This window comes from Halalkalibacter alkalisediminis, from assembly GCF_028610705.1.
Lineage (GTDB): Bacteria > Bacillota > Bacilli > Bacillales > Bacillaceae_D > Halalkalibacter > Halalkalibacter alkalisediminis.
This window is the reverse complement of sequence record NZ_JAQQWT010000009.1, coordinates 91,235-117,264: the sequence shown is the minus strand read 5'-3', so window position 1 is coordinate 117,264 and position 26,030 is coordinate 91,235. Positions and strand designations below refer to the sequence as shown.

General features: G+C 38.8%; 20 protein-coding genes and 1 other annotated feature. Of the genes, 7 read left to right on the top strand and 13 right to left on the bottom strand.

Annotation, left to right across the window (positions count from 1 at the left end; translation table 11 throughout):
• Window positions 1–460: 460 nt before the first annotated feature.
• Window positions 461–1,063 (top strand): 30S ribosomal protein S4, encoded by a 603-nt coding sequence (gene rpsD, locus PQ474_RS14540; protein ID WP_273844625.1) that lies wholly within the window; start codon window positions 461–463, stop codon window positions 1,061–1,063.
• A gap of 184 nt (window positions 1,064–1,247) precedes the next feature.
• Here rpsD and tyrS read toward each other — a convergent pair whose 3' ends face one another.
• Window positions 1,248–2,495, bottom strand: a complete 1,248-nt coding sequence (gene tyrS / locus PQ474_RS14535) for a tyrosine--tRNA ligase (protein ID WP_273844624.1) — start codon at window positions 2,493–2,495, stop codon at window positions 1,248–1,250.
• Between the two features lie 44 nt (window positions 2,496–2,539).
• Window positions 2,540–2,748: a binding site (T-box leader), on the bottom strand.
• Window positions 2,749–2,863: 115 nt separating this feature from the next.
• Here tyrS and PQ474_RS14530 point away from each other — a divergent pair.
• The gene (locus PQ474_RS14530; RefSeq protein WP_273844622.1) at window positions 2,864–5,746 is read left to right on the top strand and encodes a transglycosylase domain-containing protein; all 2,883 of its coding nucleotides are present in this window, start codon (window positions 2,864–2,866) and stop codon (window positions 5,744–5,746) included.
• Window positions 5,747–5,858: 112 nt separating this feature from the next.
• Here the strand turns inward: PQ474_RS14530 and acsA are convergent, their stop codons facing one another.
• Complete coding sequence (acsA, locus tag PQ474_RS14525; protein ID WP_273844620.1) at window positions 5,859–7,574, bottom strand: acetate--CoA ligase; 1,716 nt, start codon at window positions 7,572–7,574, stop codon at window positions 5,859–5,861.
• Window positions 7,575–7,779: 205 nt separating this feature from the next.
• On the opposite strand from acsA, the gene PQ474_RS14520 reads away from it, so the two are divergent.
• The 3 genes from PQ474_RS14520 to PQ474_RS14510 are packed head-to-tail and all read left to right on the top strand — an operon-like array spanning window position 7,780 to window position 10,238.
• Window positions 7,780–8,412: a GNAT family N-acetyltransferase gene (locus PQ474_RS14520; RefSeq protein ID WP_273844618.1), complete on the top strand. Its 633-nt coding sequence runs from the start codon at window positions 7,780–7,782 to the stop codon at window positions 8,410–8,412.
• Between the two features lie 21 nt (window positions 8,413–8,433).
• The gene (locus tag PQ474_RS14515; RefSeq protein WP_273844616.1) at window positions 8,434–9,072 is read left to right on the top strand and encodes an acetoin utilization AcuB family protein; all 639 of its coding nucleotides are present in this window, start codon (window positions 8,434–8,436) and stop codon (window positions 9,070–9,072) included.
• Window positions 9,073–9,074: 2 nt separating this feature from the next.
• Window positions 9,075–10,238 (top strand): acetoin utilization protein AcuC, encoded by a 1,164-nt coding sequence (locus PQ474_RS14510; RefSeq protein ID WP_273844638.1) that lies wholly within the window; start codon window positions 9,075–9,077, stop codon window positions 10,236–10,238.
• Between the two features lie 51 nt (window positions 10,239–10,289).
• Here PQ474_RS14510 and PQ474_RS14505 read toward each other — a convergent pair whose 3' ends face one another.
• From PQ474_RS14505 to PQ474_RS14480, 6 genes are all read right to left on the bottom strand, one after another.
• Window positions 10,290–11,504, bottom strand: a complete 1,215-nt coding sequence (locus tag PQ474_RS14505) for an NAD(P)/FAD-dependent oxidoreductase (RefSeq protein WP_273844614.1) — start codon at window positions 11,502–11,504, stop codon at window positions 10,290–10,292.
• A 394-nt stretch (window positions 11,505–11,898) separates the two neighbouring features.
• Window positions 11,899–12,594, bottom strand: a complete 696-nt coding sequence (locus tag PQ474_RS14500; protein WP_273844611.1) for a 5'-methylthioadenosine/adenosylhomocysteine nucleosidase — start codon at window positions 12,592–12,594, stop codon at window positions 11,899–11,901.
• 124 nt (window positions 12,595–12,718) lie between these two features.
• Complete coding sequence (gene motS, locus PQ474_RS14495; protein ID WP_273844608.1) at window positions 12,719–13,468, bottom strand: flagellar motor protein MotS; 750 nt, start codon at window positions 13,466–13,468, stop codon at window positions 12,719–12,721.
• Window positions 13,458–14,261 (bottom strand): flagellar motor protein MotP, encoded by an 804-nt coding sequence (gene motP / locus PQ474_RS14490; protein WP_273844606.1) that lies wholly within the window; start codon window positions 14,259–14,261, stop codon window positions 13,458–13,460. Before motP ends, motS begins: the two co-directional genes overlap by 11 nt.
• 57 nt (window positions 14,262–14,318) lie before the next feature.
• Window positions 14,319–15,320: a catabolite control protein A gene (gene ccpA, locus PQ474_RS14485; protein WP_273844605.1), complete on the bottom strand. Its 1,002-nt coding sequence runs from the start codon at window positions 15,318–15,320 to the stop codon at window positions 14,319–14,321.
• 248 nt (window positions 15,321–15,568) lie between these two features.
• A complete protein-coding gene (locus tag PQ474_RS14480; protein WP_273844602.1) occupies window positions 15,569–16,645 on the bottom strand; it encodes a bifunctional 3-deoxy-7-phosphoheptulonate synthase/chorismate mutase in 1,077 nt (358 codons plus the stop codon).
• Window positions 16,646–16,845: 200 nt separating this feature from the next.
• Between PQ474_RS14480 and PQ474_RS14475 the strand changes: the two genes are divergently transcribed.
• A complete protein-coding gene (locus tag PQ474_RS14475; RefSeq protein WP_337956363.1) occupies window positions 16,846–19,044 on the top strand; it encodes a cell division FtsA domain-containing protein in 2,199 nt (732 codons plus the stop codon).
• A 142-nt stretch (window positions 19,045–19,186) separates the two neighbouring features.
• On the opposite strand, the gene PQ474_RS14470 is transcribed toward PQ474_RS14475, so the two are convergent.
• Window positions 19,187–19,630, bottom strand: a complete 444-nt coding sequence (locus tag PQ474_RS14470) for a YtxH domain-containing protein (RefSeq protein ID WP_273844600.1) — start codon at window positions 19,628–19,630, stop codon at window positions 19,187–19,189.
• A complete protein-coding gene (locus PQ474_RS14465) occupies window positions 19,630–20,070 on the bottom strand; it encodes a DUF948 domain-containing protein (RefSeq protein ID WP_273844598.1) in 441 nt (146 codons plus the stop codon). The genes PQ474_RS14470 and PQ474_RS14465 overlap by 1 nt, the downstream gene beginning before the upstream one ends.
• A gap of 194 nt (window positions 20,071–20,264) precedes the next feature.
• On the opposite strand from PQ474_RS14465, the gene PQ474_RS14460 reads away from it, so the two are divergent.
• Window positions 20,265–21,380, top strand: a complete 1,116-nt coding sequence (locus PQ474_RS14460; protein ID WP_273844596.1) for an aminopeptidase — start codon at window positions 20,265–20,267, stop codon at window positions 21,378–21,380.
• Between the two features lie 77 nt (window positions 21,381–21,457).
• On the opposite strand, the gene murC is transcribed toward PQ474_RS14460, so the two are convergent.
• From murC to PQ474_RS14445, 3 genes are all read right to left on the bottom strand, one after another.
• A complete protein-coding gene (gene murC, locus PQ474_RS14455) occupies window positions 21,458–22,753 on the bottom strand; it encodes a UDP-N-acetylmuramate--L-alanine ligase (RefSeq protein ID WP_273844593.1) in 1,296 nt (431 codons plus the stop codon).
• Between the two features lie 196 nt (window positions 22,754–22,949).
• Window positions 22,950–24,047, bottom strand: a complete 1,098-nt coding sequence (locus PQ474_RS14450) for a nicotinate phosphoribosyltransferase (RefSeq protein ID WP_273844590.1) — start codon at window positions 24,045–24,047, stop codon at window positions 22,950–22,952.
• Window positions 24,048–24,153: 106 nt separating this feature from the next.
• Window positions 24,154–26,030: DNA translocase FtsK (locus tag PQ474_RS14445; RefSeq protein ID WP_273844586.1), on the bottom strand; the 1,877-nt coding region annotated here is incomplete at its 5' end.

The following is a 26,030-nucleotide window of genomic DNA, read 5'->3' as shown; positions in this document are numbered from 1 at the left end:
TCATAGAAAGCTTAAAACCCTGTAGCGGCTCCGCTCATGCTGAGTTTGTACAAAAAGGTAAAGTCCGACCTTTTTGTCTGATTGATCTTTTTCCTTTTTAGAAAGGGCATGGCTCCTCTCGCTACACGCCTTCTATGAGAAAACCACTCATAGAAAGCTTAAAACCCTGTAGCGGCTCCGCTCATGCTGAGTTTGTACAAAAAGGTAAAGTCCGACCTTTTTGTACAAACTCTTGACTTTTACTATTAAAATTTATATAATCTTCTTTGTGTGAAATAAGACAGCCAAGGTAAGCATATATGAAATTATTTTGTTCCTCTGTGCGGCTGCATATCCCGAGGTGCATCGTGTAACTTCTAGCTGTCGAAGCGAAGATGCGTGAAAGCAAAATAAATCTTGTATGAGATTACCAAGCGGTTGTTATTTTGCAACATTCAAAATAACAAGGAGGAGTCAAATTATGGCTCGTTATACAGGTCCATCTTGGAAATTATCTCGTCGTTTAGGAATCTCACTAAGCGGTACGGGTAAAGAATTAGCAAAACGTCCGTATGCTCCAGGGCAACACGGTCCAAACCAACGTAAGAAACTTTCAGAATACGGTTTACAACTACAAGAAAAGCAAAAGCTTCGTCACATGTATGGTGTTAATGAGCGTCAATTCCGTCGTATCTTTGATGATGCTGGTAAAATGTCTGGTATCCACGGTGAGAACTTCATGACACTTCTTGAGTCTCGTCTTGATAACCTAGTTTACCGCATGGGTCTTGCTCGCACACGTCGTGCTGCTCGCCAATTAGTAAACCATGGTCACATCGTAGTAGATGGTGGACGTGTAGATATTCCATCTTACCGCGTTAAACCAGGTCAAACAATCAGTGTTCGTGAAAAGTCACGCAACCTTGATGTAATCAAAGAAGCTTTAGAAGGAAATGACTTTGTTCCTGCATATGTAACTTTCGATGCTGATAGCTTACAAGGAACTTACACTCGCCTTCCAGAGCGTGCTGAACTTCCAGCTGAAATTACAGAAGCACTTATCGTTGAGTTCTACTCTCGTTAATAAGTAGTTTCCCCCGCTATGATTATATAGCGGGGGTTTCTATTTTAGGAAGAAGACTCTTTCTCTGCGTTTCGACATTATTGTTTTTTCATTAAACGCTTTTAAAAAGGTACACTCCATCTTCCTGTCTGCTTTAACAATATAGAAAAAGGAAGAACAAAGTATGTCCTTCCCTAATCTTAAATTACGATCTTTTATTCAGCTTCATAAATTTACGTTTACCCACTTGAAGAACGAGACCATCTTCTACTTCCACTTGCAACTGAACGTCTTCTACTTTTTCTTCATTCATTTTAACGCCACCATTTTGAATCATTCTTCGAGCTTCACCCTTTGAGCTTAACATCTTTAGTTCAACGAGCAAATCAACAATCCAAATTGGGGAGTCCTTTGTCCAATCCATTTCAGGAATGTCAGTAGGTAAAGATCTCTTTTGAAAAACCGTTTGAAAATAGTTTTTGGCTTCATCCGCTGCTGCTTTACTATGGTACATTTCTACAAGTTTAGCACCTAGATTCATTTTGGCATCTCGTGGATGAACACTTCCATCTGCAAGACCTGCTTCTAACTTCTCAATCTCTTCCATCGGTACGTTTGTTGCTAATTTATAATATTTAATCATTAATTCATCTGGTATCGACATTGATTTACCGAAGATTTCGTTAGGAGCTTCGTCAATGCCAATATAGTTGTTTAATGACTTAGACATCTTACGTTCTCCGTCTAACCCTTCTATTAAAGGCAACGTCATCGCTACTTGTTTTTCTTTTCCGTAAGCATCTTGTAGCTGACGTCCCATTAATAGATTGAACTTTTGATCCGTTCCACCTACTTCAATATCTGATTCTAATGCAACTGAATCATACCCTTGCATAAGAGGATAGAAAAATTCATGAATCGAGATCGGTTGTCCAGACTTATAACGTTTCTCGAAATCATCGCGCTCAAGCATACGAGCAACCGTCATATTTCCAGCTAATAAAACGACATCTTCAAAGGTTAACGGTTTTAACCACTCAGAATTGTAATAAATTTTTGCTTTATCCATATCTAGAATCTTCCCGTACTGTTCAACATACGTTTCTGCATTTCTCTTTACTTCTTCATCAGTGAGTTGTTTACGTGTTTCTGACTTACCTGTCGGGTCACCAATTCTTCCGGTAAAGTCACCAATTAGCATTTGAATTTCATGACCAAGCTCTTGAAATTGTCTTAATTTATGAAGAACAACCGTATGGCCAATATGAACATCTGGTGCAGAAGGATCCATCCCTAATTTAATTTTAAGCGGCTTTCCTGTCACAACTGATTTTTCAATTTTTTTTCTAAATGCATCTTCTGGCACAATTTCTACAACACCCCGTTGTAAGTGAGCAAGCTGTCTTTGCACCTCGGCTTGTTGTTCTGCAGTTAACATACGTTCCTTTTCCATCATACGACCTCCATTATTGAAATAAAAAAAGACCTCTCCCCTAAAAAAGGGACGAGGTCCTCGCGTTACCACCCTTGTTGAAGAAAAATGTTCTTTCTCCCACTTCATTTTTATAACGGTATACCCGTTCTTTGCTCATCACAAAGAAAAGCTCCTGATTGTAATTCATCCCAAGCCTATATGCTAATTCTCACCACCATTAGCTCTCTGAAATAGGGAAGCAGGGACTACTTCGATCATTCTTCGCTTCATATTTAGTTACAATGTTTCTTTTTTACCATATCAATCATAAATTGTCAATTGCACTCAAACCATACCTACAATCGACACCATATGATATAATATTCTAGATATATAGGAGGTTTGCTATGAATCTTAACGAATCGACATTTATAAAAAAATTTAAGGCATTAACCAAAAAGGTACATGAATTAAAGATATTTAGACGGATCGGTATTACATACCAAGTGTTTTGGAATCTATTTCTTATCTTTCTTATTGTTGGTTGTATGTCTCTTTTCTTTTTAGGAGGAACAGCGGCTGGCTATTTCGCTTCTTTAGTTAAAGATGAGCCACTCAGGACTGCCGATGATATGCGTGAGCGAATTTATGACTATGAAGAAACGAGTCAAGTTTTCTTTGCTGATAACGAGCCTTTAGGAGAGCTTCCGACAGACATCGAACGCCATCAAATTGCGTTAGATGACATCTCTGATCATTTAAAAAATGCCATTATTGCAACAGAGGATGAATATTTTTATGAGCACGATGGGATTGTTCCAAAAGCCATTATGCGCGCAACATTCCAAGAATTTGCCAACTCCTCTCTTCAAACAGGGGGAAGTACACTCACACAACAATTAATTAAAAACCAAATCTTAACGAGTGAAGTTTCCTTTGACAGAAAAGCAACAGAAATTCTTCTAGCGATGCGTCTTGAACACTTCCTTGAAAAAGATGAAATTTTAGAGGCTTACTTAAATATTGTTCCATTTGGACGCAATGCATCCGGTAGACAAATTGCCGGTGTTCAAGCCGCAGCTAGAGGGATTTTTGGAGTAGAAGCAAGTGAACTTTCGATTCCACAAGCTGCTTATATTGCAGGTTTGCCACAAAGTCCTTTTGGTTATACCCCATTCTTACAAAATGGGAAAGTCAAGGACGATATAGAACCAAGTTTAATTCGTATGAGAACGGTCTTGTCTAGAATGCATGAAAGTGGCGTTATTACGACAGAAGAGTTAGATGAAGCGCTCGCATACGATGTAACGGAACACTTCGCGAGCGCCACTCCTGCACCCATTGAGGAATACCCTTATTTAACGAACGAGGTGTTACGTCGGGCTGCAGATGTATTAGCCAAGCAAAAAATCAAAGATCATTATCCAGAGTACGATGAGCTCGATGCCGAAGAACGGTTGGAAATTTCTAATAGAGCTTTACAAGAAGCTAGAAGCGATCTTCGCAGTGAAGGTTACCGTATTTATACAACCATTGATAAAGATGTTTATCTAGCGATGCAAGAAGCTGTTCAAAACGATAATTTATTTGGACCGATTCGAAAATCAACCAACTCTGAGGGTGAAGAAGTAGAAGACCAAGAAGAAGTCGGAGCTGTTCTCATTGAAAACCATACAGGTGCAATTAAAGGATTTGTTGCTGGTCGAGATGAGGTACTAGGGAATGAATTTAACCGTGCGACTCAAGCTTTCCGTCCGAACGGGTCAACAATGAAGCCTATTCTTGCTTATGCACCCGCTATGGAAATTGGAGCCATTCAGCCTGGGATTGTCGTTCCAGATACGTACGCAACATACCGCGGCGGTCAAGAAATCCGGAACTTTGATCGAAGTCATCTTGGTCTAATCTCTGTACGAGAGTCTTTAGCGCGCTCTAGGAACGTTCCTGCTGTACGTTCTTTTAACATGGTACCTCATGATCAAGCGCGAAATACGTTGCTTAATTTAGGCTTTAGCGTTCCAAGTGACGGCCCTTATGAATCTTCTCCTTTAGGGGCCATAGAAGTAACCGTTGAACAAAATACAAATGCTTATGCAACATTCGCTAATGGCGGAAAGTTCATACAATCTTATATGATTGAAAAAATTGAAACGGCAAGTGGCGAACTCATTTTCGAACATGAAAAGGTTGAACGAGAAGTCTTTTCTCCACAAACCGCTTATCTCACTTTAGATATGATGAGAGATGTGCTAAGAGGAGTCGGTACAGCAAGTTCCCTCCCGAACAGATTAGCCTTTTCTTCTGACTGGGCTGGGAAAACTGGGACAACGAACGATACAAAGGATTCTTGGTTTGTTGCAACCAATCCGAATGTCACTTTAGGAGTATGGATTGGTTACGATCAGAAACACTCAATCCAACAAACCGTCGGTGGACTTAGATATGGGGCTCGAACACAACAAATATGGGCAAATATAGCCAATGCTGCCTACCGTACGGAACCAGATCTGATGGCGGCCGGACAACGATTCTCAAGACCAGATGGCATTGTGTCTCGAAGTATTTGCAGCTTAACAGGCTTACTTCCTTCACCAATGTGTCAAGCTGCAGGTCTAGTAAAAACAGATTTATTCAACGCTAAATTTGTCCCTACTAAAACAGATGACAGTTTAAAGGGAGCTCGATTTGTTACCATAAACGGTTCAAATTATATGGCATTATCTTCGACTCCATCTGAGTTCACTGAAGAAGGATTTATGATTTCAGATCGTTTTGGCGACCTTGATAACATTTCTCGTTATTTACCGGACAATATGAAAAACTTAATTCCTGACAAAGAAGCACCAAATAACGGTCGAAATCCAGGTACCGTTAGTGGCGTCAGTTTAAGCGGAAAAACATTGTCTTGGTCTAAACATTCTGATAATGACATTGTTGGTTACCGTATATATAGAGCATCAAATGAACGTACAAACTTTAGTTTATATAATCATGTACGAGGAAACGAGTCTACAACATTTAATGTCAATGGAGAATCCTATTCTTATTATGTAACAGCCGTTGATTCTGCCGGTAGAGAATCCTCTGCATCATCATTTGTGGAAGGTTCTAAATATAAACCTGAATCTGAACCTGAACCTGAGCCGGAGTCAGAACCCGAGCCGGAACCTGAACCTGAGCCTGAGCCAGAGCCAGAGCCGGAACCCGAGCCAGAGCCAGAGCCGGAACCTGAACCAAAGCCGGAACCTGAGAAGCCCGATGAGGACGGGAATGGAAATGGCAATAACTAAAAAAGCAAAGCGGTTAATAGCCGCTTTGCTTTTTCTTTTTATCAAACCGAACAGTCAGTCTGTAGAAGACAAAACTGTAGAATTCAACCAATTAATTATATAAGGAAACAAATTAATCTTCCATCGTAGATAAATCACCTGTTGGTAAATCAAGTTCCCAAGCTTTTAACACACGTCTCATGATTTTACCACTACGCGTTTTCGGAAGCTTTTCTCTGAATTCAATCTCTCTTGGAGCAGCATGTGCAGCTAAGCCTTTTTTTACAAAATTTCGAATATCCTCTTGCAATTCATCCGTTACCTCATACCCTTCACGCAAAGCAACAAACGCCTTAATAATTTCCCCTCTTACTGGGTCTGGTTTACCTATTACGCCAGCCTCTGCTACTGCTGGATGTTCTACAAGCTTGCTTTCCACTTCAAAAGGTCCTACACGTTCGCCTGATGTCATAATTACATCATCAATTCGCCCTTGGAACCAAAAGTATCCGTCTTCATCCATGTAAGCTGAATCACCCGAAACGTACCATCCGTCAATTTCAAAATAACTATTGTACTTTTCTTCGTTCTTCCAAACAGCACGCATCATGGATGGCCATCCCTTTTCGATCGCTAGGTTCCCCATTCTATTTGGAGGAAGTTCGTTTCCTTTATCATCAATGATCGCTGCTTTTACACCAGGAATTGGTTTTCCCATTGAACCTGGACGCACTTCCATAGAAGGATAGTTACAAATCACTTGTGCCCCCGTTTCAGTCATCCACCATGTGTCATGAATTCGTAAATCAAATACTTTCATTCCCCAACGAACAACTTCAGGATTTAACGGTTCCCCCACACTTAACATATGACGAAGATTTGAAAGATCGTATTTCTTAACTAACTCATCTCCGGCACTCATTAGCATACGGAATGCAGTTGGAGCACTATACCAAACCGTTACTTGATAACGCTCTAACGTCTCATACCAATCTTGTGGGCTAAAACGTCCACCTCGAATGACATTCGTCACCCCTACTAACCATGGTCCAAATATGCCGTATGACGTACCTGTTACCCAGCCTGGATCAGCTGTACACCAGTATATATCATTATCTTTTAAATCTAATACCCATTTAGCCGTTTGATAATGCTGAAGCATCGCATTGTGCACATGTAGAACACCTTTAGGCTTTCCTGTTGAACCTGACGTGTAGTGAAGAATTAATCCATCTTCGCGATCTACCCATTCCATTTCAAGTTCATCACTTGCAACGTGTAAACGGGATAGTAGATTTAAGTATGAGCCGTTTTCTTCATAGTTTTCATCTACAATAAAAACTGTCTCTAGATGCGGCAGATCATCTACTGGAACACGCTCTAGTAGAGCCGGTGTTGTAATTAGAACTTTTGCTTCACTATCTTCTAGACGGTCGCGTACAGCTCCCTCCATAAATGCTTCAAACAAAGGACCCACTATAGCTCCAACTTTTATCGCACCTAGGACAGAAAAGTAAAGTTCAGGGGAACGTGGCATAAAGATAAATACACGATCGCCTTTTTCAACTCCAGCTTCTCTTAACACATTTCCTGCTTGATTTGAGTATTTTTTCATATCGTTAAATGTATATTGCTCGACACGGTTTGCGTCACTGTAATAGAGAGCTACTTTATCTTTCTTTTCACCTTCAGCGTGACGATCAATGGCTTCATAAGCTAAATTGACTTTTCCTGTTTCTCCCCAAGAAAACTCCGATTCTACTGATTTCCAATCAAATGTTTGAGTTGCCTCTTCGTAGCTAGGTAAATTATGATTTCCTACTTTAGATGGAAGCGCTTGCATATTCATGGTACATCTTCCTCCCTTTTATGTATTTACAACTTATAGTATAATACATACAGAATATTATATCAATTTCATTTTTAAAAAAATCCATTCTTTGGAATTTTCCCAAGATATTTAAATGTTGACAATACCATGAAGATTCTCTATTACTGCTTTGCTTCATGTATAATAAGACGGAATAAGGCTGTTTAAAGGTGGTAGCGCATACATGAACTATAAAAAAACTTATTATTCTATTAACCTTCCATTTGAGGATCGTCATCTTATCCTAGAAGGACCCATTTCCGCTCAGGCACTAGAAGATTTTGATTTTCATCCAGGGTTAGTAGCTTTCAGACCTCCTGCCCAACAAAAAAAAGCATTGGTTGGGATTGCAGATTTACCAGAAGGTAGAATTAATGTTGTACGTGATGGAAATATGATTGTTGGTTATGTTACTTTTGTGTACCCTGATCCAATGGAACGTTGGTCTGAAGGTAATATGAAAGACTTAATTGAACTCGGAGCTATTGAAATAGCGCAAGAATACCGCGGCGCACAAGTTGGAAAGAATCTTCTTCGTTTATCGATCATGGATGATGCGATGGAAGATTACATTGTGATTACGACTGAATATTATTGGCACTGGGATTTAAAAGGAAGTGGTTTAGATGTCTGGGAATACCGAAAAATAATGGAAAAAATGATGAGTGCTGGTGGCTTAGAATGGTATGCAACGGATGATCCTGAAATCTGCTCCCACCCTGCCAACTGTCTAATGGCGCGAATTGGAAAAAGAGTACCGACTGATTCCATCCACCAATTTGATCAATTACGTTTTCAAAATAGATTCATGTACTAATACTAAGGCGGTGTTTCTCTAGTGATTATTGAACATATTATGAAAAAGAATGTCATTACTCTAACAGATACATCTACTATTAAAGACGCTATGCAATTATTAGAACTTCATCAAATTCGTCACATCCCTATTATTAATGAGAATCAAACATTAGTCGGCATTGTATCTGATAGCGATATTAGGGATGCGAGCCCTTCTATCTTTCACTTTACTGACCACCTTGAGGATTTTCTTAAACCGATTTCAACGATCATGAAAAAGAATGTAATCACCGCTCATCCACTCGATTTTGTAGAAGAAGTTTCCACCTTATTTTATGAGCACCATATCGGGTGTTTACCTATTTTAGAAGATGACGAGCTTGTTGGGATCGTAACTGAAACAGATATGCTTCATACTCTTGTCGAATTAATGGGGGCCCATCAACCAAGTTCACATATCGAAGTGAAGGTTGAAAATATTACAGGAAAACTGTCTGACATCGCTGCTATTTTCAAAGATCTAAAAGTGAGCATTACAAGTGTTCTCGTATACCCTCATCAGGATCCTGCTTATAAAATACTCGTCTTCCGAGTACAAACGATTGATCCTAGACGTGTGGTTAAAGTGATTGAGGATAATGGTTACGATGTCTTGTGGCCGAGTGAGCCGGGTTTATGATGATGAAACATGATTCCGTCTTTGTCTTTTCTAATGAACAACTTTCCTATCGATTTAGTGATAGCCACCCATTTAACCATTTACGTCTTCAACTCACTTATGATTTACTAAATGAGCTTCAAGCTATCAAGCCTGGTCAAATCCTCCCACCGAGAATGGCAACAGAAGAAGAAATAGCTTTAATACATGATGAGGCTTTTATTGAAGCCGTTAAATCGGCTGGAAAAGGTCAATTAAACGAAGCAGTAGCAGCGAATTATGGTTTAGGAACCGATGACACACCCATCTTCCCCCATATGCACGAGGCAGCTTCATTACTAGTAGGAGGAACTTTAACAGCTGTAGATGCCGTTATGGAAGGGAGAGCTAACCATGCACTTCACTTAGGGGGAGGCCTTCATCACGGATTCAAAGGAAAGGCTTCCGGATTCTGTATATATAATGATAGTTCAATTGCAATTGAATACATGAAAAAGAAATATGGTGCGCGGGTTTTATATGTCGATACAGATGCTCATCATGGTGACGGTGTGCAATGGGCCTTTTATGATGACCCTGATGTCTGTACATTAAGTATCCATGAAACGGGGCGTTATCTCTTCCCTGGTACTGGCCAAGTTCACGAAAAAGGTTCAGGAAATGGCTATGGCTTTTCAATCAATGTACCCGTAGATGCTTTTACTGAAGATGAGTCTTTTTTAGAAGTGTATAAAAGCGCTTTTAGAGAAGTGACTGCTTTTTTCAAACCAGATGTCATCATTACTCAAAATGGAGCTGATGCCCACCATTTTGATCCACTAACTCATCTATGTTCAACCATTCAAACCTTTAAGGAAATCCCGAAACTCGCACATGAGTTAGCTCACAACTATTGTGAAGGTCGCTGGATTGCAGTAGGTGGTGGTGGGTATGATATTTGGAGAGTTGTCCCGCGTGCTTGGTCTTACATTTGGTTAACTATGACCGGCCAGGTTGACTCGTTGCCACCAACCATTCCAGAAAATTGGATAAGAAAATGGGCAAGTCAGGCCGAAGAAGAGTTGCCTTATCTATGGGAAGATCAGCATATTGTGCCGAAAATCCCTCGCAAACAGGAAATTACCGAGAAAAATCATAAGACACTCGAAAAGGCTCTATACCATATTCGCAATGAAATGAAACGATGACGTGCTTGTTTCGCTCGTCATCGCTCTTTCTTTATAGTCTTACTGATTACTTCATAACGCTCGTTCTTTTAAATATAAATTTATATCCTTATTCTTGCCTTCCACGATCTCTTCTACAATTATTTTAGCGAGCATTTGACTATAAACCGTCCCATTATCACCGAAACCGAATAAAAAGTAACTATTTGGTAACTCATCATACACACCAATCATAGGCATCCCATCAATCATTCCCCCATAAAAGGCAGTTAAGTAATAATCTATTTCTAGATGAATCGCAGGAAATAACTTATTAAATTCTTGAATGAGTTTGTCCTTTTTATGCATTAATTTGCTGTCTCGAACTTCAGGATAGGATGTATTTTCATCTAACCCACCGATAATGATTCGATTGTCTGCAGTCGTCCGCATATACGTATAAGGCCGAGCTGTTTCCCAGATAAGTGTTTGTTTATACCAAAAAGATAAGTCATTCACAGACTTTGTAGTGACAGTGTATGTACTAACAAAAGAGGCCTTCTTCTCTTTTTTAATATCAATTCCCTCATATCCAGCACAATAAATAACGCGGCGAGCGTGAATGAGATGACTTGTATTGGTTCTAACAGTCACTCGATCTCTCTCTTGATCATAGGAGTGTCCCGTCATCTCTGTTTGTTCAAAAATATGAACTCCTTTTTTAGCGGCATGGTTCAACAAGCTATGCGTAAATTTAAATGGGTTCATTTCCGCATCATTGTAGGAATAGAGTGCTGCCTCTTTTTTGAATCCATACTTTTGCTCAATCTCTTCTGATTTTAAAAATTCCAATTCAAATTGATTTTGCTTTAAGAGACCATATTCCTTTTTTAACCGCTCTACATCCTCCGGGTAACTTGCAAAATAAAGCGAATCCCGCCTTTTAAATTCAAAATCGCCCTCTACAGTTTGAGAAGCTTCTTCTATATCATTAATAGCTTCACGACATAATTCCAAGTGTCTACTAATGGACTTTTCTCCAAACATATGGACTAAATCGGTAAACAACTTCTCCCCTGAATATTGAATAATCGCCGTATTGGCGCTCGTACTACCGGATCCAACTGTGTTTTTTTCTATAACGACAACATCTAGACGAGAATCTGCTAAATAATAAGCGCATTGAGCACCAGAACTACCTCCACCGATAATCAATACATCACAGTTTAAATCTTCATGTAAAGAGGGATAGGATGGAGCGCCTGGATAAGTTGAAGGCCAGTAATAAGTCCCGGATTGTAAATTCATCTGATTTCTCCTTTTATTGCTTTTTGCTGATAGTATGACCAAATCTGATAATAATAGCTGAAATAAGGAGAAAATAAAGTCACTTTCTAAACGTTTGCTAACTTGAAACAATTCATAACAAATGTAGCCTTATTTTATAAAATCCATTAATTAACACCATTTTTTAAAATTAAAAATTTATGCGTCATGAACTTTTATATGCGTCAAAATATAAGGATTTGCGTCATTTACCTGTGTCTATTTTGGCGTCTATGCATCACTTCATTATGATCGAATCTTGTCGCTAGCCAGTCTTATAGCTAACCCTCGTTATATACACCGAAAGGATAGAGTTAAAACACCAAAAAGAGGAAGAAAATCCTTATGGTTTTCTCCTCTCTATCCAGTTAAGACATTAAATATGTTTTAAAATGGTTGATACAAGTAGATGGGATTGTTCACTAGCAAGTTGTGTGAATTCAGCAAAGTTAATAGAAGCTTCGCCGTTCGCCTTATCTGACATGGAGCGAATAATGACAAATGGAACTTCATTCATCGCTGCTACTTGAGCAACCGCTGCTCCTTCCATTTCAACACAGACTGCTTGGAATTCATACCTCAATGCTTGTACGTACTTAGCATCAGCAACAAATTGATCTCCACTGACAATTCGCCCTTGAACAATGTGACGATCCGTGCTTTCCTCAGCTGCTTCTACAGCTAACTTTACTAACCTGTTATCTGCCTGAAAGTCAGAAGAACCTTCGAAATAAGGAATCTGTCCTTTTTTAAATCCTAAAGCTGTTACATCTATGTCATGCTGCATAGCACTAGTAGATATCACTAAATCCCCTACATCCAAACTCTCATCTACCGCACCTGCAACACCTGTAAATAATAAATGAGTAATAGCAAATTGGTCGACTAAAATTTGCGTCGTTAATGCTGCATTTACTTTGCCAACTCCACATTTACACAAAATGATCTCTTTCTCATTTAACGTCCCTTCATAAAACGTGACCGTTGCGAACTGATGCGTTTCAGTTACTTTCATTTCTGCTCTCATACGTTCAATTTCTTCGTTCATTGCCCCAATAATCCCAATTTTCATTTTTGACCCTCCTACATTTATTAGTATACTCAACTTCATTTTACAGAAATCACATCACAATAAACTAGCATTCCTTGCGAAATAAAACAGACCCTAAATAAAAAACTCAAGGAAATCCCTTGAGTTAAAAATCTTGTCCATCATCATAGGATGGGTCGGATATAACAATCACAACTCTTCGATTGGTTTGTAAATTTTCTACAGTAGTATTCGGAACCACGGGTCTTGTTTCTCCATACCCAGTCGCAATAAAACGACTAGCTTCCAAATCATGTGCACCTATTAAAAAACGAATCACGCTACTAGCTCGCGCACCTGATAATTCCCAATTGGAAGGATACCGAAAAGTGGAGATCGGACGACTATCTGTGTGCCCTTCCACTTTAACCATATTAGGAATGGCCTCAAGGAGTGTACCGACTTTTGTTAAAAAAGGTTCTGCAACAGGTAATAACTCTGCTTCACCTGATTCAAAAAGAGTTCGTTCTTGTAACACAAGGACGACTCCTCTATCATCTCGTGTCGCTGATATTAACTCATTCAGTTCGTTTGTTTCTAAAAAATTATTTACTTCTTGAAGCAATTCGTCCATATCAACATCTGAACCTTCTTCACCAAAATCTCCTTCGTCAAAAGGATCTTTCCGTTCTTCGCCTCTTTCTTCAGATGGATTTTCAAATTCAATCGCCGAAGGCATAAACTCAAAAATTTGTCGTTGATTAAACGAATCTGCTATCGCTCTAAATTTTTGCGCATCTACAACAGACATTGAAAAGAGTAAAATAAAGAATACTAGAATGAGAGTCATCAGATCCGAAAAGGTTACCATCCATTTAGGAGCACCTTTTTCTTCAGGACGGCTTCTACGCTTCATAAGTTTCACCTAGATTTTCTTCAATAATTTTATCTTTGCTGCTTAAAAACGCACTTAACTTCTCTTGAAGTACTTTAGGGTTTTGGCCTGATTGCACACCAATAACGCCTTCTATGATGATTTGTTTTATGAATACCTCTTCGTCTGTTTTATTAGATAACTTTGATGCCATTGGAATAAAAACTAAGTTGGCAAGTACTGTACCATATAAAGTCGTTAGTAGAGCAACTGCCATATTCGGTCCGAGTGTAGCTGGATCATTTAAATTTTGCAGCATAAGCACCAGCCCAACTAACGTACCTATCATCCCCCACGCTGGCGCATACTCACCTGCTTTTTCAAGCACAGCTCTTCCTTTACGATGTCTTTCCTCCATTGCTACCACTTCAGCCATCATAATATCCTTAATGACGTCAGGTTCGATCCCATCCACAGCTAAAAGAATACCTTTTTTAATAAAAGGATCTTCTACATCATCCAAACCAGCTTCTAGGGCTAGTAGACCTTCTCTTCTTGCTTTTCCAGACAAGTCAACAAATGTGTCGATTAATTTTCTGAGATCATGATTTTCGCCACGAAATGACTCCATTAAAACCTTTGGAACGACCTTTAACTCAACCATAGAAAAGTTAATAACAATTCCCGCTATAAGTCCTCCAATGACAATTAAAATAGAAGCAACTTGAATAAAGAAAATTAGTCCAGAAGGTCCTGAGTTAGAAAGTACCGCCAATAGCAGTACAATAAAACCTACAACAATGCCTATTGGCGTGGTAATATCAATTTTTTTCATATTCCTCTCCCTGAGGTGATTCAGCTGGTTTTCTACTGTAGTTTAATGAATCACCGACTATGATTTCGTAGATTGTCTAAATTCAATTCTGTGTGGGAGCACTACGATTTGGTCAGTTACTTCTTCTTTATTCATGAGTTTGGTTAACAGACGCATGGAAACCGCACCTATATCATACATAGGTTGTACAACTGTTGTTAATGTTGGACGAACCATCGTTGCTAGACGCGTGTTATCAAATCCTACAACTTCAAAGTCATTTGGAATTGAATACCCTTGATCTTGAGCGCCATGAATCACACCTAGAGCCATCTCGTCAGTCGATGCAAAAATCGCTGTTGGTTTTTCTTTTAACTCAAGAAACGTTTGCATAGCATCGATCCCAGAGTCATATGTGTAATCACCAATTGCTATTAACTCTTCTTCGAAAGAAATACCTGCATTTTCAAGTGCTTCCCGGTAGCCAGAAAACTTTTGGTAGCCATTAACTGGATCATCAAGTGTACCAGAAAGCATACCGATTCGTTTATGGCCTTCTTCAATTAAATGTGTAATCGCATCATAAACAGCTTGTTTATAATCGATATTGACAGAAGGAATTTCCTTATTAGAATCAAGTGTGGCCGCTAATACTACTGGAACAGGTGAACGTTTGAATTGATCCACATGTTCTTCTGTAATATGCCCACCCATGAAAACAATACCGTCCACTTGCTTCTCAAGTAAGGTATTAATTAAGTGAATCTCCTTGTCTTGATTTTGGTCAGAGTTACAAAGGATAATATTGTACTTATACATCGTAGCAATATCTTCAATCCCCCGTGCTAATTCAGCAAAGAAGATACTAGAGATATCCGGAATGATAACCCCAACTGTTGTTGTTTTCTTACTAGCTAGTCCACGTGCAACCGCATTCGGACGATAACCTAAACGTTCAATTGCCTCTAACACTTTCTTTCTTGTCGCAGGCTTCACGTTTGGGTTTCCGTTTACAACTCGTGAAACGGTCGCCATCGAGACACCTGCTTCTCTTGCCACATCATAAATAGTTGTATTCACAAATGATCCTCCTCTATGTCATTCAACATAATCGTAATTAGTAATATTGTTATCATACGATACTCTGAAGAGGTCCGCAACGTTCTACACTATATATATCGACACTCTTCGCGAATTTTTCATAGTATTTTCATTTTCTTTTCATGTAATTTTGTGGAAGAGACAGATAAAAAGGTCAATCTTCACCTTTTTTATCTGTCTCTTAAATAAAAATAAGGTTGACCTTAGTTTAGGTCAACCTCCATTTTTTATCCCTTATATAAACCGGAAGCTAAAAGCTCATCGATAAATTTATTGAATTGCGGAATATCCATTTGTTGAGCAGAATCTGATAGAGCAACAGCTGGGTCTGGATGAACTTCTGCCATAACAGCATCTGCGCCAATCGCAAAGGCCGCTTTCGCTGTTGGAAGCAATAGATCACGACGTCCAGTAGAATGCGTAACATCAACTAAAACGGGTAGATGAGTTTCTTGTTTTAAAATTGGAACTGCAGAAATATCTAATGTATTTCTAGTTGCTGTTTCGTACGTTCTAATTCCACGCTCACAAAGCATAAGATTATTATTGCCGTTTGCCACAACATATTCAGCTGCATGAATAAATTCTGAAATCGTAGCGGACAATCCACGTTTTAAAAGAACAGGTTTTTGTACAGACCCTGCAGCTTTTAATAACTCGAAATTCTGCATGTTACGTGCACCGATTTGAATCACATCTAAATACTCAACGGCCTTTTCAATATCAGCAGGATTCACAATCTCACTTATGACAACCATATCAAGTTCGTCAGCAACCTGTTTTAAAATTTGTAAACCTTCAAGCCCTAGGCCTTGGAAATCATAAGGTGATGTACGAGGTTTAAATGCTCCTCCTCGTAATAATCTAATTCCGCGCTCTTTCAACGCTTTAGCAACTGTAAGAACTTGCTCGTAACTCTCAACAGCACACGGCCCCATAACTAAACGTTGAGCGCCATCCCCCATCATAACACCTTTAAGATCAACGACTGTGTTTTCAGGGTGCTTCTTACGTGAAACAAGCAATGCTTTACTATTATCTTCTTCTTGAAGCTCTAAGCTTGCTTTGAAAATTTGTTTAAATAAATGCTGAAGTGTTGCTGTTTCGAATGGTCCTTTGTTATGTTGTGCAATGTGATCAAGCATACTACGTTCACGGACAGGATCGAACCTGTTCACCCCTTGTGTGCTTTTCACTTTTCCGATTTCCTGAACAAGACGTGCTCGTTCATTAACCACTTCAAGAAGCTTAAGATTCACCTCGTCTAATTCTGTTCTCAACAAATCTAATTTTTCGTTACTCACTAAACTCCACTCCCTTTTCTCATTGGCTTCTTTATTTTAATATTATTATAAATCATAATAAACCGAATGTCACGATTTTTTTCTTTAACACTTAAAAGCTTTTAAGCTTATACGCATTAATGCGTTAATATATTAAAGTAGCACTATTAGATTTTTCTTACTTTCACAAGAAATATTTAGTAAGATGAAGAGGATGATAGATGTCGATAAGGGAAGTCTATTCTCTTTTATTATTTAAAAACGAAGGTGATGACCACATGTCCTCAGAACAAAATGCTCCTCTATTTGCACTTGATATCGGAACTCGTTCTGTCGTAGGACTTCTTCTACGACCAACAGAAGATAAATTTGAACTCATTGATTCCGTTGTCAAAGAACATGATGAACGTGCAATGCTTGATGGACAAATTCATGATGTTCCCTCTGTCGCAAAAGTAATTCAGTTTATAAAAGAATGTTTGGAGGAGCGGCATGGTCCTTTAAAAAAAGTCTGTGTTGCAGCAGCAGGTCGTTCACTTAAAACAAAACGCTCACGTTTTAATATAAACATTGAAACAAAGCCGATGCTTTCTCGAGATGATTTACTGCATTTGGAGTTAAGCGCTGTTCAAAATGCTCAATTTCTATTAGCAAATGAAAATGATGGAAATGCTCCATTTGAATACTACTGTGTTGGCTATTCAGTTTTAAATTATTTACTTGATGAAGAACCCATCGGTAGCCTACTCGATCAAATAGGCAAGCAAGCATCCGTCGAAGTGATTACAACATTTTTACCTAAAGTGGTTGTCGAATCCTTATTAGCCGCACTGGCTAGAGCTGATTTGGAATTAGAAGCGCTCACACTAGAGCCAATAGCAGCTATTAATGTTCTAATTCCTCCTTCCATGCGTAGATTGAATGTGGCCTTAGTTGATATTGGAGCAGGTACATCTGACATCGCGATTACGGATGAGAATACCGTAATCGCTTATGGAATGGTTCCGATTGCAGGAGATGAAGTAACAGAAGCAATTAGCGATTATTTCCTTCTTGATTTTCCGGAAGCTGAGAAAGTGAAAAGAGAAATTTCTATTAAAGAAACCGTTCAAATTATGGACATTTTAGGTCTTGAAACCACTTACGAAAAATCTGAGATCCTTGAGCCTATTACAGAAACCATTCAAGACCTTGCCCATTCTATAAGCAAGGAAATTTTAAAGCTTAATGGAAAAGCTCCGAAAGCGGTTATGTTAGTTGGCGGGGGCAGCCTGACTCCATATCTCCCTCAATTCATTGCGGAAGCTCTAGAGCTCCCCCAAAATCGTGTTGTGATTCGTGGGGCTGATGCTATTAAACTGCTAAAGCTAAATGACGTTTGTTTATACGGACCTGAACTTGTTACACCAATAGGAATCGCCATTGCGGCAAAGGAAAATCCAATTGAGTATATTAGTGTCTCAGTCAATGGACGAACTCTTCGGTTATTTGATGTTAAGACGTTAACGGTTGGTGACGGTTTACTTGCTGCAGGTATCAACATCGCTAAACTATATGGAAAGCCGGGCCTTGCGATTATGATTACGGTACAGGACCAACTGATCTCCATACCCGGAAAACATGGAGCCCCTCCGACCCTTTTAAAAAATGGAAATATTACAACATTAGATTCACCATTAGGACCTGAAGATAACCTCATTGTAGAACGCGGAACAGATGGAAAATCAGCAACTGTTTCAATAAAAGAGTTAGTAGATGACCTTCCTCTTTTAACTCTAACTATAAACGGCTTAGAAAAACAGTTTCAGAGCAAAGTTTATTTAAATGGAAAACGTAAATCATTAGACACATTATTAAATGATCGAGATCATGTAACCGTAAGTCAGATTGAAACTGTGCAAGACCTTCTTTCATCTCTACATGTATTGGAAAATTTTAAGCCATACAAGCTAACAGTCAACAAAGAGGAATGGATGTATCAGCAACCTGATCCAGTTATTTACGTAAACAACCAACCGAAAAGTTTGAACGACAAATTAAACAATAGAGATCAAATTGATTGGAATCTGAATCCATTGAAGCCGAAAATCATCGATCTCCTTTCATCTAAACATATAAAAGTTCGCAACACGATTGCTGTCTTTTTTAATCACGAACCTATTACGTTGGAAAAATCTTTCGTACAAGTTTACCGGGACCATCAATTACTAAAATTAGAGGACGAATTATTAACTCACGATCATCTAACGTTAAAAACTCAAGAATCTCAACCTTTCATTCTACAAGATATATTCCTAGTAGTAGACTTAAACATTGAATCGCTATCAGGTAAAACACTTACGATTAACAAAAACGGAGATCAAGCCACCTTCAGCACCCCCATCAACAATGGAGACAAAATTGAACTAGCCGTACAATAATTAGGTCGGTTTTACCTAATTATTGTACGGCTAAGCAATGAGCGAATCGTTACTTAACGCAATCCCTTTTCAAAAATAAATAAAGACTGATTGAGGAAATCTCATCCTCGCTCAGTCTCATCATAAGAGTAAATGGTTCAATTTACGCGTTATTTCCTGCTTGTACTTTAGCTTCTAGCTCATCTACTTCTTTTTTTACACTTTCAATAACTTCTTCACTAGCGTTCTGCACATCTCCAGCTAGGTCACCTACAATTTCCTCAGTTGCAGCAACAGCTTCCTCTGCTTCAGACTTCAAATTAGATGTTGCTTCTTTTACTTTGTCTACAACTTGAGTAGATTGATCAGAAACTACTTTTGCAATAGAATTAGATTTTTCTTTTGCATAGCTCGCCCACTCATTGCCTTTTTCATAAGCCGTAGTCGTAAACTGATTTGTTTTTTCCTTAGCAACTTGCGCTTGCTCAGAAAGATCGCTACGTAACTCTTTCCCAGATTTTGGAGCTAGGAACAAGGCTGCAGATGCACCTACAATTCCTCCAATTAGTGATCCAATTAAAAAATCTTTTGTGTTCATTTCACTCATTATTTTTCTCCTCCTTGGGTTTTGTTTTGTTCTGTTTTTTGCTTGAATTTCGCATATAAATCAATAGCCACATTCCCCCATTGAACGGCTTTTGCAATTTGATCAGATTGCTTCACAACCTGAGTTGACACCGTATTGGAGACATGCCTAATTGATTGATTCACCTGTCCTACTGAATCGCCTAACTCCTTAACTGATGAAAATACGGTATTTAATGATTCCGATTTTTCTTGAATGTCATCAGCTAAACGATTCGTTCGATGTAGGAGTTCTTCTGTTTCCTTTGTAATCCCATTGATCTGCTTTTCTAAGCCTGCCATCGTATTGGCCACATGATCTAATGTTCGATTTGCTGATTTCAATGTACGAACGAGGAATATAACTAATACTGCAAAGGCAATTGCAGCTACTAAAGCACTTATGTATAGTAAGACTTCCATTATAAGCCCTCACCTCCCTTTCACACTATATTTAGATATGTATATATCTAAATACCCACTCTTTGCGTTACTTAAACCTCTATAATTAACAGATTCGATAAAGTCTTAGGATCTCCTGCATCTTTTCACAATTACTGTTATGTTCCTCTAATATCGTATACAATAGTAAGAGTGAACGTTAAGGAGGCAAATGAATGAGAGACCCTAGAATTCAAACATTAGCAAAAAATTTAATTACGTATTCTGTAGAATTACAAAAAGGAGAAAGAGTTTTAATTGAAAATTTCGGCTTACAGCGTGAGCTTGTTACAGCTCTTGTACAGGAAGCCTACCAAGCAGGTGGATATCCTTTTGTTTTACTAAAAGACCATCAAGTAGATCGTTCTTTATTGATGGGGGCACAAGAAGAACAGTTGAATATGATGGCATCTTTTGAAGCACAGGTGATGAGCGAGATGGATGCTTATATTGGATTGCGTGCTGGTGATAACATTTCTGAATTATCAGATGTTCCTAGTGATAAAATGGCTTTGCATGGTAAAACGATTGGCACAAAAGTGCATCGTGAAATTCGTGTACCTAAAACGAAATGGGTTGTATTGCGTTACCCAAGTTCTTCTATGGCTCAGTTGGCTAATACTAGTACGGAAGCGTTTGAAGATTTTTATTTCAACGTCTGTAATCTTGATTACGGCAAAATGGACCAGGCGATGGACGCGCTAGTTACCTTGATGAATCAGACCGATAAAGTTCAATTAAAAGGACCTGGAACAGATCTAAGCTTCTCAATAAAAGATATTGCTGCGATTAAATGTGCGGGTAAACGCAATATTCCAGACGGAGAAGTCTATACAGCTCCAGTACGTAACTCAGTTAATGGTACCATTACATATAACACCCCATCTCCATACCAAGGTTTTACCTTTGAGAACATTTCCTTTACTTTTGAAAACGGTAAAATTATTGAAGCGACTGCAAATGACACAGAGCGTATCAATCATATTTTAAATACCGATGAAGGTGCTAGATTCATTGGTGAATTCGCAATTGGAGTCAATCCATATATTCAACATCCAATGAAAGATATCCTTTTCGATGAGAAAATTGACGGTAGTTTTCACTTTACACCTGGTCAATGCTATGAGGAAGCCTCAAATGGCAATGATTCAAGTATTCACTGGGACATTGTCATGATCCAACGTCCTGAATACGGTGGTGGAGAAATTTACTTTGATGATGTTCTCATTCGCAAAGATGGTAGATTTATGATTCCTGAACTTGAAGCTTTGAATCCTGAGAATTTAAAATAAAGAAAAGGCCCCCACTCTCGAGTTTTTCAGAATGGGGGCCTTTCTTTTTTAGTATTGATTGCTGAAGTTCTGTCTTGTTAAAGAGTATCCTCGTATGCTTGCTGAAACTTTTGGATGTCGCCCGCGCCCATGAAAAGAAGAACACTATTCTCGTGATTCTGTAAGATGGCAATCGACTCTTCAGTAATAAGTTTCGCACCAGGGATTAATTCAATCAAGTTATCAATTTTCAATGTACCTGCTTGCTCTCTAGCCGATCCAAAAATATCACATAAATAAACATAATCAGCTTTTTTCAACGACTCAGCAAATTCGTTTAAGAACGCTTTTGTTCGAGTAAACGTATGTGGTTGGAAAATTGCCACTACATTGTGTGTTGGGTATTTTTGTTTCGTTGCTTCGATCGTAGCCGCAATTTCAGTCGGATGATGAGCATAATCATCAATTAAGATTTGCTTCTCTACCTTCTTCTCACTAAAACGACGTTTTACTCCTTGGAACGTTTTTAAATGCTCCGCCACTACTTCTGCTGGTACATTTTCATAATGACAAAGGGCAATGACCGCTAAAGCATTTAATACGTTGTGTCTACCATATCCTGGAATAACAAACGTGCCGTACAAGCTATTACGGACATACACATCAAACTTTGTACCTTCTGTCGTTGTTTCTACTGACCTGGCCTGGAAGTCATTATCTTCATTAAAACCATAATAAACAACAGGAACATTGGCATGTATTCCTTGTAAATGTTCATCATCCCCACAAGCAACAATCGCTTTCTTCACTTGCATCGCCATTTCTTGAAAAGCAGAAAGGACGTCTTGAACATCTTTAAAGTAATCAGGATGATCAAAATCAATATTCGTCATAATGCAGTAATCTGGCTTGTAATTTAAAAAGTGACGACGATATTCACAAGCTTCAAATGCAAAATATTTCGAGTCTTCTTCCCCTTTTCCTGTACCATCTCCGATTAAATAAGAGGTTGGGAAAGCAGAACCCAATACATGAGCTAACAATCCCGTAGTCGATGTTTTACCATGGGAACCTGTTACAGCTATACTTGTAAATTGTTGAATGAACTCACCCAAGAAAATCGGGTATTTCTTCACTTCAAGACCTAGCTCATGCGCTCGTTGTACTTCTTCATGATCATCTCCATATGCCGCCGAAACGACAATGTGTTGATCACTTTTAATATTGTTTCGTTCAAAGGGAAAAAGTTGAATTCCTTTTTGCTCAAGAGGTCTTTGTGTGAAAAACTGTTTCTCCACATCAGAACCTTGTACATCAAAATTCATATCGTGCATAACTTGAGCTAATGCACTCATTCCAGACCCTTTTATACCAATAAAATGAAAATTTGTCATAGTTGGACCTCCAAAATTCACATCGTTTTTTTGCGTCCAATGAAGTCAGTTTTTGCTTAATCTTAAACTTTCATTGTCCTATTATATCAGAAAACGACGTTATCACCAATTTGAGCCGTTCTTATTATCCACATCCAATAGTATATGATCTTACATGAAGAAAAGACCCACTGAAGCCAGTAGGTCTTCAACATTTTTACTCTACAATTTGTAATCTAGGATTATCTCTGTAGCGTCGCCCTGCTTTTGCTTCATGCTCTCCGTTTAGAAGGACATTATCACCAGTAAATCCAATATGAAGCTTCAATAAACTACCACCCACTCCATAAATGTCGACTGGAACGCCAGCTTCTTCATATTCTTTTATTCTTGAAGCATTAAACCCTCCTGTAGCAACGATTTTCACATGCTTAAATCCTTCATGATCTAACGCTTCACGTAGAGCGAATAATAAAGTAGGGTTGGCACCTCGTGGATCAAAGGAACCCATAATTTCTGGATTTCTGCAGAAGAACTGGTCAATCATCGTCCTCGACGTATCAATCCGAACACCTTTTAATTCCGTTCCAAATTCTCGAGCCACTTTTAATGAGTCTGTAATCACATCATTATTGTAGTCAACAAGAGCCATTAATTCATCTTCTGGATAGGTTTCTTTGTACGCTCTTGTTGCTTCAACGACGTCACCTCTAAATAGCTGAATGAGTGCATGTGGCATTGTGCCCATGCCTTGTTTTCCCCACCACTCGTTCATTGCATGAGTTGCCTGTGCCTTGGACCCTCCAATAAAAGCCGCATAGCCATCTCCTGCTTGTTGAGTAAAATGATCATCACGATCACCCATAAAAATGACCGGTTTTTGAACACCAGACTGTCTAGCTGCTTTTACAACATTATATACATTTGTGGCAACCGATGTTCTCCGAGCAAAAATTCCATCAATGACCCCTTCTAAATAACCAAAGTCTTCATATCTACCTTTTATCGTAAATACTGTTTCAAAAGGTTTAATTTTATCGCCATCTTCCAAAGATCTAAGTTCTAGATCGCCAGCATTCTTTGCAAAAGTACGAATTAGTGCGATGACCTCATCTGTGCCACAAAGAACCGCATGCTCTTTTTGAAAGAATTGCATAGTCACTATATTATTTGGACGATATTTTTCTACTATTTCTCTCGTTTTTAAAAAGTAGACTGCAGAAAACCAGCCTTCTTCAACCCTTTTATCAAACTTAAATGTCTCGTTCGTTAAACGTTTGATTTCACCATTTAATTTCCGTGTAATTTCTTTCATCGTGTAAACTCCTTGTATCCGACCCTTTAAACTCAAGAATTGGTAAAGTTTTTTATCTTCACTATCATATAAGACCTTCTCTATTAAAACAAGGCTTAAATGCTCATTATCCCTCTTGATAGTGCAAGATTTCTTCAAGTTCAATCGTATCTACAAGGACATGTCTCGGCTTACTCCCCATGGCTTGAGAGACTATTCCGCGCTCCTCCATTAAATCAATTAATCTTGCAGCACGATTATATCCTACTCGAAACTTTCTTTGAAGGCTTGATGCTGAAGCTGAACCTTGTTCGATGACAAAGTAACACGCTTCCTCAAAATGCTCATCATCTACTTCTTCTGTCACATGCTTAAGTTGTTCTGTTTCAAGTAAATATTCTGGCTCCCTTTGCTTCTTAACATGTGCGACTACATCTTCTATTTCCTCATCCGATACAAATGTACCTTGAACGCGTACAGGCTTAGGTGAGCCATTTTCATGAAACAGCATATCTCCACGTCCAAGTAACCGTTCTGCCCCACCCATATCTAAAATAGTCCGGGAATCTGTTTGAGAAGAAACAGAAAATGCAATACGAGTTGGAATATTCGCTTTAATTAAACCAGTTATGACATCTACAGATGGCCGTTGTGTCGCTAATAATAAGTGAATTCCACATGCTCTTGCCTTCTGTGCAATTCGACAAATGGAATCCTCTACTTCCTGCGGGGAAACCATCATTAAATCAGCTAATTCATCAATGACAACTAAAATAAACGGCAATGCTGGCTTATCTGGTGTTTCTGAGTAGAGATCATTGTATCTTCCAACATCTCTTACCCCTTTTTGACTAAACAGTTCATATCTTTTTTCCATTTCTAAAACAACCCATTTAAGAGCAGCTGTAGCTTGCTTAGCATCGGTTATCACAGGTGTGACTAAATGCGGAAGTCCATTGTACGGTGCTAGTTCCACCATTTTAGGATCTATCAGCATTAACTTTACTTCATCCGGATTTGCTTTGAACAACAGGCTAATTAAGACGGAATTGATACAAACACTTTTTCCAGAGCCAGTAGCCCCAGCCACGAGCCCGTGAGGCATCTTCTTTAGGTCCGTCACAATCGGCTGTCCTGATATATCTAAGCCCAATGCCACCGTCAAGGATGACTCTGAACGAACAAATGAATTTCGGCGCAAAATCTCTCTTAAAAAAACGGGAGTCGAATTTCGATTCGGTACTTCTATTCCAATCGTGTTTTTACCTGGGATAGGAGCTTCTATCCGTATATCTTTTGCAGCTAAAGCTAGTTTCATGTCATCTGTTAACCCAGTTATTTTTGTTACTTTTACACCTCGACCAGGTTGAACCTCAAATCTCGTTACAGAAGGACCTTTCGTTGAATGAACAACTTTGGCATCTACTTGAAAACTCTGAAGCGTTTCCTCCAAAATATCGCCTTGTTCCTTTAGCCACTCCGAATCATCTTCCTCCTGTAGCTCTGGGTAATTGAGCAACTGAATACCAGGGTACGCATAATTCGCTTCGCTAGTTTCTTTCACTGGTTTCTGCTTAACTCTTTGCTTCGGTTTCTTGTCTTGTGGTAACATCATCACATTAAATGGGATGGCTGGTTTCTTAGACTGGTTTGTCTCAATCTTTTTCTCGGGTCCCTTCACAGTATCGATTTGATCTTCTTTATTTAAATCGACCTGTTCTATAGACGCGTTCATCTCAGTTTCGGATATACCTGTCGTTGATTTTAGTCCATGATCTAGACTTACTGATGAGGTCTTTTCTTCCTTTTTCTCATCTATTTCAACAGTTGAAGCCACCTGTTCTGTCGAAGCATTCACCTCAGCCTCTGGTATAACTTCGATTGGATCCCTTACACTAACCTGTGAGAGCTCGTCTACGTTTTTCTCTTCTACTTGTTCTACTTGTTCTACTTGTTCTACTTGTTCTACTTGTTCTACTTGTTCTACTTGTTCTACTTGTTCTA

Excerpts from the sequence above, each read along its gene's own strand:
- rpsD (WP_273844625.1), top strand. The coding sequence starts at position 461 with ATGGCTCGTTATACAGGTCCATCTTGGAAATTATCTCGTCGTTTAGGA.
- tyrS (WP_273844624.1), bottom strand. The coding sequence starts at position 2,495 with ATGGAAAAGGAACGTATGTTAACTGCAGAACAACAAGCCGAGGTGCAA.
- PQ474_RS14530 (WP_273844622.1), top strand. The coding sequence starts at position 2,864 with ATGAATCTTAACGAATCGACATTTATAAAAAAATTTAAGGCATTAACC.
- acsA (WP_273844620.1), bottom strand. The coding sequence starts at position 7,574 with ATGAATATGCAAGCGCTTCCATCTAAAGTAGGAAATCATAATTTACCT.
- PQ474_RS14520 (WP_273844618.1), top strand. The coding sequence starts at position 7,780 with ATGAACTATAAAAAAACTTATTATTCTATTAACCTTCCATTTGAGGAT.
- PQ474_RS14510 (WP_273844638.1), top strand. The coding sequence starts at position 9,075 with ATGAAACATGATTCCGTCTTTGTCTTTTCTAATGAACAACTTTCCTAT.
- PQ474_RS14505 (WP_273844614.1), bottom strand. The coding sequence starts at position 11,504 with ATGAATTTACAATCCGGGACTTATTACTGGCCTTCAACTTATCCAGGC.
- PQ474_RS14500 (WP_273844611.1), bottom strand. The coding sequence starts at position 12,594 with ATGAAAATTGGGATTATTGGGGCAATGAACGAAGAAATTGAACGTATG.
- motS (WP_273844608.1), bottom strand. The coding sequence starts at position 13,468 with ATGAAGCGTAGAAGCCGTCCTGAAGAAAAAGGTGCTCCTAAATGGATG.
- motP (WP_273844606.1), bottom strand. The coding sequence starts at position 14,261 with ATGAAAAAAATTGATATTACCACGCCAATAGGCATTGTTGTAGGTTTT.
- PQ474_RS14475 (WP_337956363.1), top strand. The coding sequence starts at position 16,846 with ATGTCGATAAGGGAAGTCTATTCTCTTTTATTATTTAAAAACGAAGGT.
- PQ474_RS14470 (WP_273844600.1), bottom strand. The coding sequence starts at position 19,630 with ATGAGTGAAATGAACACAAAAGATTTTTTAATTGGATCACTAATTGGA.
- PQ474_RS14465 (WP_273844598.1), bottom strand. The coding sequence starts at position 20,070 with ATGGAAGTCTTACTATACATAAGTGCTTTAGTAGCTGCAATTGCCTTT.
- PQ474_RS14460 (WP_273844596.1), top strand. The coding sequence starts at position 20,265 with ATGAGAGACCCTAGAATTCAAACATTAGCAAAAAATTTAATTACGTAT.
- murC (WP_273844593.1), bottom strand. The coding sequence starts at position 22,753 with ATGACAAATTTTCATTTTATTGGTATAAAAGGGTCTGGAATGAGTGCA.
- PQ474_RS14450 (WP_273844590.1), bottom strand. The coding sequence starts at position 24,047 with ATGAAAGAAATTACACGGAAATTAAATGGTGAAATCAAACGTTTAACG.